Origin of the sequence: Streptomyces tropicalis (assembly GCF_029269835.1) — a bacterium.
Lineage (GTDB): Bacteria > Actinomycetota > Actinomycetes > Streptomycetales > Streptomycetaceae > Streptomyces > Streptomyces tropicalis.
On record NZ_JARJBB010000009.1, the window covers coordinates 104,726 to 120,003 of the forward strand.

At 73.3% G+C, this 15,278-nt stretch carries 14 protein-coding genes; 7 read left to right on the top strand and 7 right to left on the bottom strand.

From position 1 onward, the window contains the following. Positions 1 to 130: 130 nt before the first annotated feature. The 6 genes from P3H78_RS19045 to P3H78_RS19070 all read left to right on the top strand — a co-directional run bounded on the left by P3H78_RS19045 (position 131) and on the right by P3H78_RS19070 (position 8,400). Entirely contained in the window at positions 131 to 2,599 is a 2,469-nt protein-coding gene (locus P3H78_RS19045; RefSeq protein ID WP_276110238.1) for a bifunctional SulP family inorganic anion transporter/carbonic anhydrase, read from the top strand. 253 nt (positions 2,600 to 2,852) lie between these two features. Next, the gene (gene acs / locus P3H78_RS19050) at positions 2,853 to 4,808 is read left to right on the top strand and encodes an acetate--CoA ligase (protein ID WP_276110239.1); all 1,956 of its coding nucleotides are present in this window, start codon (positions 2,853 to 2,855) and stop codon (positions 4,806 to 4,808) included. 282 nt (positions 4,809 to 5,090) lie between these two features. Continuing rightward, positions 5,091 to 6,533 carry a Na+/H+ antiporter NhaA gene (gene nhaA / locus P3H78_RS19055; RefSeq protein ID WP_276110240.1) on the top strand — a complete coding sequence of 481 codons (1,443 nt, stop codon included), beginning with the start codon at positions 5,091 to 5,093 and terminating at the stop codon, positions 6,531 to 6,533. A gap of 115 nt (positions 6,534 to 6,648) precedes the next feature. Then, positions 6,649 to 7,143, top strand: coding sequence for a phage holin family protein (locus tag P3H78_RS19060; protein WP_276110241.1), 495 nt, complete (start codon positions 6,649 to 6,651; stop codon positions 7,141 to 7,143). Continuing rightward, complete coding sequence (locus P3H78_RS19065) at positions 7,140 to 8,090, top strand: alpha/beta fold hydrolase (protein WP_276110242.1); 951 nt, start codon at positions 7,140 to 7,142, stop codon at positions 8,088 to 8,090. Before P3H78_RS19060 ends, P3H78_RS19065 begins: the two co-directional genes overlap by 4 nt. A gap of 127 nt (positions 8,091 to 8,217) precedes the next feature. After that, positions 8,218 to 8,400, top strand: a complete 183-nt coding sequence (locus P3H78_RS19070; protein ID WP_276110243.1) for a hypothetical protein — start codon at positions 8,218 to 8,220, stop codon at positions 8,398 to 8,400. 210 nt (positions 8,401 to 8,610) lie between these two features. On the opposite strand, the gene P3H78_RS19075 is transcribed toward P3H78_RS19070, so the two are convergent. From P3H78_RS19075 to nth, 3 genes are all read right to left on the bottom strand, one after another. Then, entirely contained in the window at positions 8,611 to 9,810 is a 1,200-nt protein-coding gene (locus tag P3H78_RS19075) for a MarP family serine protease (RefSeq protein WP_276110244.1), read from the bottom strand. 121 nt (positions 9,811 to 9,931) lie between these two features. Then, a complete protein-coding gene (locus tag P3H78_RS19080) occupies positions 9,932 to 10,627 on the bottom strand; it encodes an NUDIX hydrolase (RefSeq protein WP_276110245.1) in 696 nt (231 codons plus the stop codon). Positions 10,628 to 10,707: 80 nt separating this feature from the next. Then, a complete protein-coding gene (gene nth, locus P3H78_RS19085; protein ID WP_438827998.1) occupies positions 10,708 to 11,577 on the bottom strand; it encodes an endonuclease III in 870 nt (289 codons plus the stop codon). A 311-nt stretch (positions 11,578 to 11,888) separates the two neighbouring features. Between nth and P3H78_RS19090 the strand changes: the two genes are divergently transcribed. After that, positions 11,889 to 12,563 carry a Crp/Fnr family transcriptional regulator gene (locus P3H78_RS19090; RefSeq protein WP_276110247.1) on the top strand — a complete coding sequence of 225 codons (675 nt, stop codon included), beginning with the start codon at positions 11,889 to 11,891 and terminating at the stop codon, positions 12,561 to 12,563. Between the two features lie 177 nt (positions 12,564 to 12,740). On the opposite strand, the gene P3H78_RS19095 is transcribed toward P3H78_RS19090, so the two are convergent. The 4 genes from P3H78_RS19095 to sp36 form a co-directional block, all read right to left on the bottom strand. Continuing rightward, positions 12,741 to 13,571 carry an MBL fold metallo-hydrolase gene (locus tag P3H78_RS19095; protein ID WP_276110248.1) on the bottom strand — a complete coding sequence of 277 codons (831 nt, stop codon included), beginning with the start codon at positions 13,569 to 13,571 and terminating at the stop codon, positions 12,741 to 12,743. Between the two features lie 52 nt (positions 13,572 to 13,623). Further along, positions 13,624 to 14,493 (bottom strand): NUDIX hydrolase, encoded by an 870-nt coding sequence (locus tag P3H78_RS19100; RefSeq protein WP_276110249.1) that lies wholly within the window; start codon positions 14,491 to 14,493, stop codon positions 13,624 to 13,626. Between the two features lie 102 nt (positions 14,494 to 14,595). Beyond that, the gene (locus P3H78_RS19105; protein ID WP_276110250.1) at positions 14,596 to 15,060 is read right to left on the bottom strand and encodes a RidA family protein; all 465 of its coding nucleotides are present in this window, start codon (positions 15,058 to 15,060) and stop codon (positions 14,596 to 14,598) included. After that, on the bottom strand, positions 15,057 to 15,215 hold the full coding sequence (gene sp36, locus P3H78_RS19110; RefSeq protein ID WP_210871712.1) for a Sp36 family protein: 159 nt from the start codon (positions 15,213 to 15,215) through the stop codon (positions 15,057 to 15,059). The genes P3H78_RS19105 and sp36 overlap by 4 nt, the downstream gene beginning before the upstream one ends. Between the last annotated feature and the right edge of the window lie 63 nt (positions 15,216 to 15,278).

The following is a 15,278-nucleotide window of genomic DNA, read 5'->3' on the forward strand; positions in this document are numbered from 1 at the left end:
AAGCTTTGATTCAGTTGTTCCAGTTGATCCATCCCGCCGCTGCACGCCGTGACCCACGGCCGCGACCCGACCCCGCCCCTGGGCGGGAACCCCAGTTCCGCGACCGCGCCGCCCGGAGGAGACGGGAAACATGTCGACCTGCACCCCCACCCACGCCGCCGACCCTGCTCGGCCCCAGCACTCCCGGGAGCCCCACAGCCCCCCACGTCGTCCGCGCCGCTTCCCCCTCGCGGGCGCCGATCTGTCGGCCTCCGTCGCCGTCTTCCTGATCGCGCTCCCGCTGTCCCTCGGCATCGCCCTGGCCACCGGCGCCCCGCTCCAGGCGGGCCTGGTCGCCGCGGCGGTGGGCGGGCTCGTGGCCGGCCGGCTCGGCGGGTCGCCGCTCCAGGTCAGCGGCCCGGCCGCCGGACTCACCGTCGTCACCGCCGACCTGATCCACCGCTACGGGTGGAAGGCCACCTGCGGCATCACCGTGCTCGCCGGACTCGCCCAACTCGGGCTGGGGTGCCTGCGCGTGGCGCGCGGCGCGCTCGCCGTCAGTCCCGCCGTCGTACACGGGATGCTCGCCGGAATCGGTGTCACCATCGCCGTCGCCCAGCTGCACATCGTGCTCGGCGGCAGCCCGCAGAGCTCGGTCGTCGAAAATCTCCTGGCCCTGCCCGCCCAGTTGGCGGGGATGAAGCCCGCCGCCGTCTCCGTCAGCGTTCTGACGCTGGCCCTGCTCCTGCTGTGGCCGCGCCTGCCCGGACGTGCCGGCGGCCTCCTGCGCAGGGTCCCGGCCGCGCTCGTCGCCGTCGCCGGGGCCACCGCGGCAGCCTCCGCGACCGGGCTGCACCTGGCCCGGGTCGACCTGCCGTCCTGGAGCAGCCACGCCCTGGCCGGTCTGCCCGAGGAGCCGGTGCTCGGTCTCGCCGCCGCCGTGGTCACCACCACGCTCGTGTGCAGTGTGCAGTCGCTCCTCGGAGCCGTCGCCGTGGACAAGCTGGTCGCGGGCCGTCCCGCGTCCGGCCCCGGGGTCCCCCGCTCCGACCTGGACCGCGAGCTGCTGGGGCAGGGCGCCGCCAACGTGGTCTCCGGAGCGCTCGGCGGGCTGCCGGTCGCCGGGGTCGCCGTGCGGAGTTCGGCGAATGTGCGCGCAGGTGCCGTCAGCCGGAACTCCACGATGCTGCACGGCGTTCTCGTAGTGATCGCCGCGCTGCTGATGGTCCCGATCCTGGAGCTCATTCCGCTCGCCTCGCTCGCCGCCCTGGTGATGGCCGTCGGCATCCAGATGGTGTCCCTGCACCACATCCGCACGGTGACCCGCCACCGAGAGGTCCTGGTGTACGCCGTCACCACCCTCGGAGTGGTGGCCCTCGGAGTGCTGGAGGGCGTCGCGCTCGGTGTCGCCGTCGCCGTCGGCGTCGCCCTCAACCGCCTCGCCCATACCCGCATCACCCACGACGAGCAGGAAGGAGTCCATCACGTCCACGTCAGGGGGCAGTTGACGTTCCTGGCCGTGCCGCGCCTCAGCCGTGCGCTGCACCTCGTGCCCCAGGGCACCGATGCGGTCGTCACGCTGGACGGCTCCTTCATGGACCACGCGGCCTACGAGGCACTGCAGGACTGGCAGCGGACGCACACCGCGCGGGGAGGGTCCGTCGAGCTGACCGGGCGCCGGTCGGGCGTCGCCCTCGCCGAGCCCGCCGGGACCGGCGGCTGCCGCTGCCGGCCCTGGACACCCTGGCGCAACCACCAGTGCGGGGTGCCGCACGGACCACCGGCGTCCGCCGGCCGGGCGGCCCCGGCAAGGTCCGCCGCGACCGCGCCGAGCGGGCAGCAACTCGCCCGCGGGATCAGCGTGTTCCAGGCCCACACGGCACCCCTGGTGCGCGGCGAACTGGCCCGACTGGCCCGGGAGGGGCAGCAGCCGTCCCAGCTGTTCCTCACCTGTGCCGACTCGCGCCTGGTGACCTCCATGATCACATCCAGTGGCCCGGGCGACCTGTTCGTCGTGCGCAACGTGGGCAACCTGGTGCCGCCGCCCGGTGCCGAGGGCGGCGACGACTCCGTGGCCGCGGCCGTCGAGTACGCGGTGGACGTGCTCGGGGTGCGCTCCATCACGGTGTGCGGGCACTCCGGTTGCGGGGCGATGCAGGCGCTGCTCGACTCCGGCGCCGAAGCGCCCGCCGCAGCCGGGGAACCGGCCGGGCCCACGGCCGCCGACGGCGGCGACGCCGGCACGGACGCCGTCGCCGCCCGCGCCCGGACCGCCGGGGTCAGGACGCCGGCGGTCCGGACGCCGCTGCAGCGGTGGCTGCGGCACGGGGTACCGAGCCTGGCACGGCTGGCCGGGGACGGCCGCGCCGGGCCGGGGCTGGCCGGGCGGCCGCCCGCCGACCGGGTCGAGCACCTGTGCCTGACCAACGTCGTCCAGCAGTTGGAGCACCTGCGGGCGCACGGGGCGGTCGACCGAGCCCTGCGCCAGGGAACGCTCGACCTGCACGGCATGTACTTCCACGTGGGCGAGGCCCAGGCCTACCTGCTGACGGGCGGCCCCGGGAAGGAGGTGTTCACCGGAGTGGCGGCGGCGTCGGGGGGTCCCGCGACACGCCCGTAGGCCGTCCGGCCCGCCGCTGCGGGCGCGGCGCACGCCGAACCCGCGCGGCCCGGTGTCCGTGGAGACGGGTGGGTGACCGGCCGTCCGGGGCGCCGTGTGCGCCGCCGATGCGCGCCCGCACGCCGAGCGAGCAGCAGCGCCTCTCCCGGCTCACAGGTCTACACCAATATGGAGTCGGCCCTTGTCAGCGGGCCCTCCGGTCTGATGAGCTGTGGCCTGGGACACAACGGACACCCTGGGAAAGGGAGATGTCGTGAGCAACGAAAGCCTGGCCAACCTCTTGAAGGAGGAGCGACGCTTCGCGCCGCCCGCTGACCTGGCCGCGGGCGCCAACGTCACGGCGGAGGCGTACGAACAGGCCACGGCTGACCGGCTCGGCTTCTGGGCCGAACAGGCCCGGCGGCTGGCCTGGGCACAGGAACCGACCGAGACACTCGACTGGTCGAACCCGCCGTTCGCGAAGTGGTTCAAGGACGGCACGCTCAACGTCGCGTACAACTGCGTCGACCGGCACGTCGAGGCCGGGCACGGCGACCGCGTCGCCATCCACTTCGAGGGCGAGCCCGGCGACAGCCGGTCGATCACCTACGCCGAGCTGAAGGACGAGGTCTCCCGGGCCGCGAACGCCCTGCTGGAACTGGGTGTCCGCAAGGGCGACCGGGTCGCGATCTACATGCCGATGATCGCCGAGACGGCCGTCGCCATGCTGGCCTGCGCCCGGATCGGCGCCGCCCACTCCGTCGTCTTCGGCGGCTTCTCCGCGGACGCGCTCGCGACCCGTATCCAGGACGCCGACGCCCGCGTCGTGATCACGTCCGACGGCGGCTACCGGCGCGGCAAGCCGTCCGCGCTCAAGCCGGCCGTCGACGAGGCGGTCGAGCGCTCGGAGAACGTCGCGCACGTGCTCGTGGTGCGTCGCACTGGCCAGGACGTCGCCTGGACCGAGGGCCGGGACGTGTGGTGGCACGAGATCGTCGACCGCCAGCCGGCCGAGCACACCCCGGAGGCGTTCGAGGCCGAGCACCCGCTGTTCATCCTGTACACCTCGGGCACCACGGGGAAGCCGAAGGGCATCCTGCACACCTCCGGCGGCTACCTGACCCAGACGGCGTACACGCACTGGGCGGTCTTCGACCTCAAGCCGGAGACCGACGTCTACTGGTGCACCGCCGACGTCGGCTGGGTCACCGGCCACTCGTACATCGTGTACGGACCGCTGGCCAACGGCGCGACACAGGTGATGTACGAGGGCACCCCCGACACCCCGCACCAGGGCCGCTTCTGGGAGATCGTGCAGAAGTACGGTGTGACGATCCTGTACACGGCGCCGACCGCCATCCGCACGTTCATGAAGTGGGGCGACGACATCCCCGCGAAGTTCGACCTGTCCTCGCTGCGGGTGCTCGGTTCGGTCGGCGAGCCGATCAACCCCGAGGCCTGGGTCTGGTACCGCAAGAACATCGGCGCGGACGCCACCCCCGTCGTCGACACCTGGTGGCAGACCGAGACCGGCGCCATGATGATCTCCCCGCTGCCCGGTGTGACCGAGGCCAAGCCCGGCTCGGCCCAGCGGCCGCTGCCCGGCATCTCGGCCACGGTCGTGGACGACGAGGCCAACGAGGTGCCGAACGGCGGCGGTGGCTACCTGGTGCTGACCGAGCCATGGCCGTCGATGCTGCGCACCATCTGGGGCGACGACCAGCGATTCGTCGACACCTACTGGTCCCGCTTCGCGGGCCGCTACTTCGCGGGCGACGGCGCCAAGAAGGACGACGACGGCGACATCTGGCTGCTGGGCCGCGTCGACGACGTGATGCTGGTGTCGGGGCACAACATCTCCACGACCGAGGTCGAGTCGGCGCTGGTGTCGCACCCGTCGGTCGCCGAGGCCGCCGTGGTCGGCGCCGCGGACGAGACGACCGGGCAGGCGATCGTGGCCTTCGTGATCCTGCGCGGCGCGGCCGCGGAGAGCGACGACCTGGTCGCGGAGCTGCGCAACCACGTCGGCTCCGCGCTCGGCCCCATCGCCAAGCCGAAGCGGATCCTGCCGGTGGCGGAGCTGCCCAAGACGCGGTCCGGAAAGATCATGCGGCGCCTGCTGCGCGACGTGGCGGAGAACCGCCAGCTCGGAGACGTCACGACGCTCACCGACTCCACGGTGATGGACTTCATCCAGGCCAAGCTCCCGACCACGTCGAGCGAGGACTGAGGCGGGCCCGGTACGGAGTCGACGGTCCGGCCCGGCGCTGCCGCAGCACCGCGGCAGCGCCGGGTCAGGACTGAATCGGGGCGGACAGGGGCACCCGGCGGCTGCGCCGGGTGCCCCTCCGCGCGCCCCGGGGCGGTCGGCAGCGCGGTGCACCCGTCCGGCGGGCCCGCCCGCCGCATCTTAGGTAAACTAAGCAAAACAGTGTGCACCACACCTTCACAGGGGCGCCGGGAAGTCTGGTCGGCATGTGATCCGTCCTGCCCACCGACCGGAGGTCTCCTCGTGGCCGCGCCCCGCACCAGCAACCCCGCCCGCAAGGTCCTCGGCCGCCTGTCGCTGCCGGAGCGGACGTTCGTGGCGGACGCGCTGCGCACCGAGACGGTCGGCGGCGTGCTGCTCCTCCTCGCCGCGGTCGCGGCCCTGGCCTGGGCGAACATCCCCGCGCTGCACGCGAGCTACGAGGCCGTCGCGCACGCCAGCTTCGGCCCCGCGGCCCTCGGGCTCGACCTCTCCGTGGAGCACTGGGCCGCCGACGGACTGCTCGCGGTCTTCTTCTTCGTCGCCGGGATCGAGCTCAAGCGCGAACTCGTCGCGGGCGACCTGCGGGAGCCGAAGGCCGCCGCCCTGCCGGTGATCGCCGCGCTGTGCGGGATGGCGGTCCCGGCCGTGGTCTACGCGCTCACCAACGCCGCGGGCGGCGGCTCGCTCGCCGGCTGGGCGGTGCCGACGGCGACGGACATCGCCTTCGCCCTCGCCGTCCTCGCGGTCATCGGCACCTCGCTGCCGAGCGCCCTGCGCGCCTTCCTGCTGACGCTGGCCGTCGTGGACGACCTCTTCGCCATCCTGATCATCGCCGTCTTCTTCACGGACCGGCTGAACTTCGCCGCGCTGGGCGGGGCGGCGGCCGGACTCGTGGTCTTCTGGCTGCTGCTGCGCAGGGGGGTGCGCGGCTGGTACGTGTACGTGCCGCTCGCCGTGGTCGTGTGGGCGCTGATGTACAACAGCGGCGTGCACGCGACCATCGCCGGCGTCGCGATGGGCCTGATGCTGCGCTGCACCACCCGCGAGGGCGAGGAGCACTCCCCCGGCGAGCACATCGAGCACCTGGTGCGGCCCCTGTCGGCGGGCCTGGCGGTGCCGCTGTTCGCTCTGTTCAGCGCGGGGGTCTCGGTCACCGGCGGAGCACTCGCCGACGTGTTCACCCGGCCCGAGACGCTCGGAGTCGTCCTCGGTCTCGTGGTCGGCAAGACGGTCGGCATATTCGGCGGCACCTGGGCGACCGCCCGCTTCACCCGTGCCTCCCTCAGCGAGGACCTGGCCTGGGCGGACGTGTTCGCCGTCGCCTCGCTCGCCGGGATCGGCTTCACCGTCTCGCTGCTCATCGGCGAGCTGGCCTTCGCCGGCGACGCGGCCATGACGGACGAGGTCAAGGCCGCCGTGCTGTGCGGATCCCTCATAGCGGCCACGCTGGCGACCGTCCTGCTGAAGGTGCGGAACGCCAAGTACCGCAGCCTGTACGAGGCGGAGAACCGGGACGACGACCGCGACGGCATCCCGGACGTCTACGAGGAGGACGACCCTGCGTACCACCTCCGCATGGCCGACATCCACGCCCGGAAGGCCGCCGAGCACCGCCGGATCGCCGCCGAGAAGGCAGCCGAACGGGCACGGCGGCTTGCCGAAGTGCAGGGCGGGGCAGGCGAGGGGAACGACAGTCCGGCATGATCTGACGGGACGGTACAAAAGTGTGGGACCGTGTCCCGTCGGGCTCGGGCCGGCCACCGCGGCCGGACCGAGGCCACGCCGGGGAAGCCATGTCAGGCAGGAGAGGAAGACCGCGATGAGCGCACCCGACGGCAGCCCGGTCGGCGCCGAACGCAGCATCGGCCAGCTGTTCGCCTCGGCGACGACCGAATTGTCGTCGCTGGTGCATGACGAGATCGCGCTGGCCAAGGCGCAGCTGAAGCAGGACGTCAGGCGGGGCGCGACCAGCGGGGGTGCCTTCACCGTGGCCGCCGCGGTGCTGCTGTTCTCGCTTCCGATGCTCAACTTCGCCCTCGCGTACGGCATTCGGACCTGGAGCGGCTGGAATCTCGCGATCTGCTTCCTGCTGTCCTTCGCGGCCAACGTGCTCGTCGCCGCCGTCCTCGCACTGATCGGCCTGGTCTTCGCCAAGAAGGCCAAGCAGAGCCAGGGGCCGCAGAAGGTCGCGGCGTCGGTCAAGGAGACGGCGAACGTGCTGCAGAAGGCCAAGCCGCACCCGCGCTCGGAGACCCCGGCCCTGGAGGACCGGGCGCCCCAGGCCATCGAGGCTGTGGCACGCTCGTCGTCATGACGGATCCCGCCACCCCTCCGGCGCAGCCCGCCTCGGTCGTCCGGCTCGACCTGCCCGGCGGGAGGAAGGTCACCCACCGCGACGTCGCCGCCAACGGCGCCCGCTTCCACATCGCAGAGCTCGGCGACGGACCGCTGGTGCTGCTGCTGCACGGCTTCCCGCAGTTCTGGTGGACCTGGCGGCACCAGTTGGCCGCGCTCGCCGACGCCGGATTCCGGGCCGTCGCGATGGACCTGCGGGGGGTGGGCGGCAGCGACCGCACACCCCGCGGCTACGACCCCGCCAACCTCGCCCTGGACATCACCGGGGTCATCCGCTCGCTCGGCGAGCCGGACGCCGCGCTCGTCGGGCACGACCTGGGCGGCTATCTGGCGTGGACGGCGGCCGCGATGCGCCCGAAGCTGGTGCGGCGCCTGGCCGTCGCCTCGATGCCGCACCCGCGGCGCTGGCGCTCGTCGATGCTCACCGACGTCCGGCAGACCGCCGCCGGCTCCTACATCTGGGGCTTCCAGCGGCCGTGGATCCCCGAGCGGCAGCTGACCGCGGAGGACGGCGCCCTGGTGGCCCGTCTGGTGCGGGACTGGTCGGGGCCCCGCCTGCCGGACGACGAGGCGGTGGAGATGTACCGTCGCGCGATCTGCATCCCGTCCACCGCACACTGCGCCGTGGAGCCCTACCGCTGGATGGTGCGGTCGCTGGCCCGCCCCGACGGCATCCAGTTCTACCGCCGCATGAAGCGGCCGGTGCGGGTGCCGACGCTGCATCTGCACGGTTCCCTCGACCCGGTGCAGCGCACGCGGAGCGCGGCGGGCTCCGGGGAGTACGTGGAGGCGCCGTACCGCTGGCGGCTCTTCGACGGGTTGGGGCACTTCCCGCACGAGGAGGACCCGGTCGCTTTCTCCACCGAACTGATCAGCTGGCTGAAGGATTCCGAACCCGATCGGTGACCGTTCCGGCGCGCCCCGTGTCCGTTCGGGAACATCTGTCCGACGACCGGCCACTTGCCTGGCGCATAGGCCAATTGGGGAGCCCGCGCACGGTTATCGACCTTGGGGCCCGGGCAGACGTCGGTGTATGGGCTGGACGCACGACTACAGTGACGCCGCACGCAGCCGCCGTTCGAACGGCGGGCTCACTTCCCACCAGCGGGGCACGACCCCGCCGCTGACGGGCACCGATCCCCGGGTGGGCATTCCGCGCATCCTGCGCCGGCGGGCGCGCTGGGTCTCGGTGCGCCTGCGCCACACCCGCGACTGAGCCACGGGCCGCCGCGGCGTCCGCGCCCGTGCCCGCGCACCTCGCGCGGGCCGGCCCGTCCCCGCCACGCCGGCTCGGGCACACGCCACCGGATTCACTCCCGCACAGCCGGAGCCGTCCCCGGCGGCCGGGCACGCCTCGGCACCGTCCGCACGGACCGGCAGGGGCCCGCGCGGGTGTTCCGGACCCCCGAGGGCGCTCGGAGGGCCTTCAGAGGGCGCAGCTGTCGCTGTCCACCTGCTGGTTCGCGCTCCGCCCCCGGGCGATGTCCTGTCGGATCTCGTCCGCGGTGAGCGCGTAGCCGGTGTCGGCGTCGTCCAGGGACTTGGCGAACACCACGCCGTAGACCCTGCCGTCGGTGGTGAGCAGCGGGCCGCCGGAGTTGCCCTGGCGGACGGTCGCGTAGAGCGAGTAGACGTCGCGGCGGACCGTGCCGCGGTGGTAGATGTCCGGTCCGTTGGCCGTGATGCGGCCGCGTACACGCGCGGCCCGGACGTCGTACGACCCGTTCTCCGGGAAGCCGGCCACGATCGCGCTGTCGCCGCCGTGCGCGTCGGCACCGGCGAACCGCAGCACGGGCGCCTTCAGGTCCGGTACGTCGAGGACGGCGATGTCGCGCTGCCAGTCGTAGAGGACGACCTTGGCGTCGTACCTGCGGCCCTCGCCGCCTATCTGGACGGTGGGTTCGTCGACGCCGCCGACGACGTGCGCGTTGGTCACGACGCGGCGGTCGCCGAAGACGAAGCCGCTGCCCTCCAGGACCTTGCCGCAACTGCGGGCGGTGCCCACGACCTTGACGACGGACCGCTGGGCGCGGGCGGCCACCTTGCTGTGCACGAGAGTCGGGTCCGGGGGCCGGACGTCGTTGATGGGCTCGTTGGCGAAGGGGCTGAAGACCTGCGGGAAGCCGTTCTGCGCCAGGACGGAGGAGAAGTCGGCGAACCAGGTGTCGGCCTGCGCGGGCAGCGCCCGGGAGACCCCGAGCAGCACCTTGGAGCTGCGCACCTCCTTGCCGAGGGTCGGCAGCGTCGTCCCGGCCAGGGCAGAGCCGATCAGCCAGGCCACGAGCAGCATGGCGACGACGTTGACCAGGGCGCCGCCGGTCGCGTCCAGCGCGCGGGCAGGGGACCAGGTGATGTGGACCCGGAGCTTGTTGCCCAGATGGGTGGTCAGGGCCTGGCCGACGGAGGCGCAGACGATGACGACGACGACCGCGACGACGGCGGCCGTGGTGCTCACCGGCGAGTCGTCCGTAAGGGCGTCCCAGATGACCGGGAGCACGTACACGGCGACGAGTCCGCCGCCCAGGAAGCCGATCACCGACAGGATGCCGACGACGAAACCCTGGCGGTAGCCGACGACGGCGAACCACACGGCGGCCACCAGCAGCAGGATGTCCAGCACGTTCACCGCTTCGAGCCTCGCCTCGTCGTCTTCCGGTCACCTCGGACCGGCCGGGTGGCCGGTCCGCCGCGCCGCTCCCCACCGGACCCGCTGTCCTGCGGGGGAACACAGCACGGCGCCCACCCTGTCACGACCGCCAGTCGAGCGGGACCTGCTTCTCCCGGTCCCAGGGCACCTCCCAGCCCGCGAAGTGCAGCAGACGGTCGATGATTCCGGCCGTGAACCCCCACACGAGGGCCGATTCGACCAGGAATGCCGGGCCGCGGTGGCCGCGGGGGTGCACGGCCGTGGCGCGGTTCTCCGGGTTCGTGAGATCCGCCACGGGGACCGTGAACACCCGGGCGGTCTCCCCCGGGTCGACGACTCCGACCGGGCTGGGCTCGCGCCACCAGCCCAGCACCGGTGTGACGACGAAGCCGCTCACCGGGATGTACAGCCGGGGCAGCACGCCGAAGAGCTGCACCCCGGCCGGATCGAGTCCGGTCTCCTCCTGCGCCTCGCGCAGCGCGGCACGCAGCGGCCCGTCGGCCGCGGGGTCGCCGTCGACCGGGTCGAGGGCGCCGCCGGGGAAGGACGGCTGGCCGGCGTGGGAGCGCAGCGAGCCGGAGCGCTCCATCAGCAGCAGTTCCGGCCCGCGCGCGCCCTCGCCGAAGAGGATCAGCACCGCGGACTGGCGCCCCGCGCCGTCCTCGGGCGGCAGGAAGCGGCTCAGCTGCACCGGCCGGACCGTCTCCACGGCACGCACGACCGGGTGCAGCCAGCCCGGCAGCCCCTCCCTGCTGAGCGCCACGGGACCGTCCTGCGTCCCACTCGCGTGCGTCATCGCCCTCCCTGTGTCCTGCCCCGTCCAACGCCCTTCCGTCCCGGGTTCGTTCCCCCGCCGGGCGGGTTCCGGGCGGGCCCTCATCCGGCCCCCAGCGGCGGGGCCGGCCGGCCGCCCGCGTCCAGGTACGCCTGCGGAGGCTTCAGCCGCTGCCCCGGGAAGCCGCCCTTCTCGTACTTGAGCAGCTTCCTCGCCTTCTCCGGATCGGTCTCGCCCTCGCCGTACGCCGGGCAGAGCGGGGCGATCGGGCAGGCGCCGCAGGCGGGTTTGCGGGCGTGGCAGATGCGGCGGCCGTGGAAGATCACGTGATGCGAGAGCATCGTCCACTCGCTGCGCGGGAAGAGTGCGCCGACGGCGGCCTCGATCTTGTCGGCGTCGGTCTCGTCGGTCCACTGCCAGCGGCGCACCAGCCGCTGGAAGTGGGTGTCGGCGGTGATGCCGGGCCGCCCGAAGGCGTTGCCCAGGACCACGAATGCGGTCTTGCGGCCGACCCCGGGAAGCTTCACGAGGTCCTCGAGCCGCCCGGGGACCTGCCCGTCGAACTCCTCCACCAGGGCCTTGGACAGGCCCATGACCGACTTGGTCTTCGCCCGGAAGAACCCGGTGGGGCGGAGGATCTCCTCGACCTCCTCCGGATCGGCGGCGGCGAGGTCCTCGGGGGCCGGGTAGCGGGCGAACAGCGCGGGCGTGGTCTGGTTCACCCGCAGGTCCGTGGTCTGAGCGGAGAGCACCGTGGCGACGAGTAGCTGGAAGGGGTTCTCGAAGTCCAGCTCGGGGTGGGCGTACGGATAGACCTCGGCGAGCTCGCGGTTGATGCGGCGGGCGCGGCGGACCAGGGCGGTGCGCGACTCCGGCGCCTTGGCCTTCTTCGCCGGCGCGGCCTTCTTCACCGCGGCGGCCTTCTTCACCGGGGCCGACTTCCGGGCGGGCGCCTTGTGAACCTTTTTCAGCGCATTCGTTCCATCGTCGGGCGCTTGTTCGCCCACGGCGGAATTCTGACGTACAACCACCCGCGCAGCCCCCTAGGCCTGTGCTCTCACCGGCATTTTGGACACCCGGCCAGCCTAAAGCCCGGCACCGACATCCGCCCCGGACCCCTGGGATCGGTCCCCGATTGGACCCCTGCCGCTTACCTCGGGACACCTGTGCGGCATCCTTGTGACAGATCACACTGTTTGGATCGTCCGGCAAAATGGGGAACACGGTCCCCTGGCACACCGGGGAGCAAGATCCCCTGAGCAGGTCGACAAGGAGAGAACTCGTGGACGACGTTCTGCGGCGCAATCCGCTCTTCGCGGCGCTCGACGACGAGCAGGCCGCGGAGCTCCGCGCCTCCATGACGGAGGTGACGCTCGCGCGCGGCGACTCGCTGTTCCACGAGGGCGACCCGGGCGACCGGCTCTACGTGGTCACCGAAGGCAAGGTCAAGCTGCACCGCACGTCGCCCGACGGACGCGAGAACATGCTGGCCGTGGTCGGCCCCGGCGAGCTGATCGGCGAGCTGTCGCTGTTCGACCCGGGCCCGCGCACCGCGACGGCGACCGCGCTGACCGAGGTCAAGCTGCTCGCCCTCGGCCACGGCGACCTCCAGCCCTGGCTGAACGTGCGCCCCGAGGTCGCCGGCGCCCTGCTGCGCGCCGTCGCCCGCCGCCTGCGCAAGACCAACGACCAGATGTCCGACCTGGTCTTCTCCGACGTGCCGGGCCGTGTCGCCCGCGCCCTGCTGGACCTGTCCCGCCGCTTCGGCGTGCAGTCCGAGGAGGGCATCCACGTCGTCCACGACCTGACGCAGGAGGAGCTGGCCCAGCTGGTCGGCGCGTCCCGCGAGACCGTGAACAAGGCGCTGGCCGACTTCGCCGGCCGCGGCTGGCTCCGGCTGGAGGCCCGCGCGGTCATCCTGCTGGACGTCGAGCGGCTCGCCAAGCGCTCCCGCTGACCCCGGCCGCGCGCCGGGCACGCACCCGCGCCGGGCACGCACCGGACACCCACGCGCGCACGGCGGGTGGGTCCGGCGCGTGCCGCGCGAGGACGGCGCGTCCCGCACGCACGACGGGTACAGCGCGCACGACGAGAGGGCCGCGCCCGGGAGGCGGGGCCCTCTCGCGTGTTCCCGTCAGATGAGTCCGTGCTCGTTCAGGTAGTCCAGCTGGGCCCGGACCGACAGTTCCGCGGCCGGCCAGAGCGAGCGGTCGACGTCGGCGTACACGTGGGCCACGATGTCGGCCGCGGAGCGGTGGCCGTCCTCGACCGCCGTCTCGATCTGGGCGAGCCGGTGGGCGCGGTGGGCGAGGTAGAACTCGACCGCTCCCTGCGCGTCCTCCAGGACCGGCCCGTGCCCGGGGAGGACGGTGTGCACGCCGTCGTCGACCGTGAGGGACCGCAGGCGGCGCAGCGAGTCCAGGTAGTCGCCCAGGCGGCCGTCGGGGTGCGCCACGACGGTCGTGCCGCGGCCGAGGACGGTGTCCCCGGTCAGCACGGCCCGGTCGGCCGGCAGGTGGAAGCTGAGCGAGTCCGCGGTGTGCCCGGGGGTCGGCACCACCACCATCTCCAGACCGCCCACCCGGACCACGTCCCCGGCGCCCAGGCCCTCGTCGCCCAGCCGCAGCGCCGGGTCCAGGGACCGCACCTTGGCGCCGGTCAGCGCGCTGAAGCGGGCCGCGCCGTCCGCGTGGTCGGGGTGCCCGTGGGTGAGCAGCGTGAGGGCTATCCGCTTGCCGGCCCGCTCCGCGGTGTCGACGACCGCGCGCAGGTGGCCCTCGTCCTGCGGGCCCGGGTCGACGACCACGGCCAGGTCGGAGCCCGGTTCCGAGACGATCCAGGTGTTGGTGCCGTCCAGGGTCATGGCGGACGCGTTGGGCGCGAGGACGTTGACCGCCCGCGCGGTGGCGGGGCCGGTGAGGACGCCGCCCCGGGGCCGGCCGGGGAGTGCGGCTGCGTCCGTCATGCGAGGGGACCTTCCTGGGCGTGGGCGTCGCTGGTGCGGGGGCCGGTCCCGGTCACGCGGGGGCCGGGCCGGCGGGGACGTGCCTGGTGAACTCGTCGTGGCCCGGCCAGGACAGGACGATCTCCCCGTCGACGAGGCGGGCCTCGGCGAGGACGGGGGTCAGGTCGCGGGACGGCGCCGCCGCGAGCGCCTCGGAGGCGGTGGGGTACGGGGTGAGCCGGCGCAGGGTGGCGATGGTCGGCGGCATCATCAGCAGCTCACCCCGGTCGTACGACGCCGCGGCCTCCCCGGGCCGGATCCACACCGTGCGGTCGGCCTCCGTGGAGGCGTTCCGGGTGCGCTGCCCGGCGGGCAGGGCGGCCACGAAGAACCAGGTGTCGTAGCGGCGGGACTCGAACTCGGGGGTGATCCAGCGGGCCCAGGCGCCCAGCAGGTCCGAGCGCAGGACCAGGCCGCGGCGGTCGAGGAACTCGGCGAAGGACAGCTCACGGGCGACGAGGGCGGCCCGGTCGGCCTCCCAGTCCGCGCCCGTGGTGTCACCGGCCACGGAGTCGGCGGTCGGTCCGGCGAGCAGGACGCCCGCCTCCTCGTAGGTCTCCCGGACGGCCGCGCAGACGATCGCCTGGGCCGCGGTGTCGTCCACGCCGAGCCGGTCCGCCCACCACGCGCGCGTGGGGCCCGCCCAGCGGACCTGGAGGTCGTCGTCCCGGGGGTCCACACCGCCGCCCGGATAGGCGTACGCGCCCCCGGCGAAGGCCATGGAGGCGCGGCGGCGCAGCATGTGGACGACGGGCCCGCCGTCGGTGTCCTTCAGGAGCATCACCGTGGCCGCGCGCTTCGGGGCGACCGGTGTCAGGGTGCCGTCCGTGAGCGCGCGGATGCGTTCCGGCCACTCCTGCGGAAACCACTGCCCATTCGCCATGGGCGGAGGCTATCCCGTGGTGGGCGAATGTTCGAGAGCAGCCGGGGCCGATGGCACCGGCGCCGGTGGGGCGGGCCGGCCCGCGGCCCGCCCCGCGGACCGCTACGGCGCGAGCTCGACCTGGATCTCGACCTCGACCGGTGCGTCCAGCGGCAGCACCGCCACGCCGACGGCGCTGCGGGCGTGCACGCCCTTCTCGCCCAGCACCTCGCCGAGCAGCTCGCTGGCGCCGTTGACGACGCCGGGCTGCCCGGTGAAGTCGGCGGCCGAGGCGACGAAGCCCACGACCTTCACCACGCGTGCGATGCGGTCCAGGTCGCCGGCGACGGACTTGACGGCCGCCAGCGCGTTCAGCGCGCAGGTGCGGGCCAGCTCCTTGGCCTCCTCCGCGGTGACCTCCAGGCCCACCTTGCCGGTGACCGGCAGCTTGCCCTCCACCATCGGCAGCTGGCCCGCGGTGTAGACGTAGGGGCCGGACTGCACGGCCGGCTGGTACGCGGCCAGCGGGGGCACGACCTCCGGCAGGGTCAGGCCCAGCTCGGCCAGCTTCGCCTCGACCGCGCTCATGCCTGCTTCTCCCGCTTCAGGTAGGCCACCAGCTGCTCCGGGTTCGGTCCGGGCACGACCTGGACGAGCTCCCAGCCGTCCTCGCCCCAGGTGTCCAGAATCTGCTTCGTGGCATGGACGAGCAGCGGCACGGTTGAGTATTCCCACTTGGTCATGTGGCCGACTGTATCCGCTGTTGTCCACAGCCTCCCGCGTAGCCCGGGCGCGGACTGGTTAGG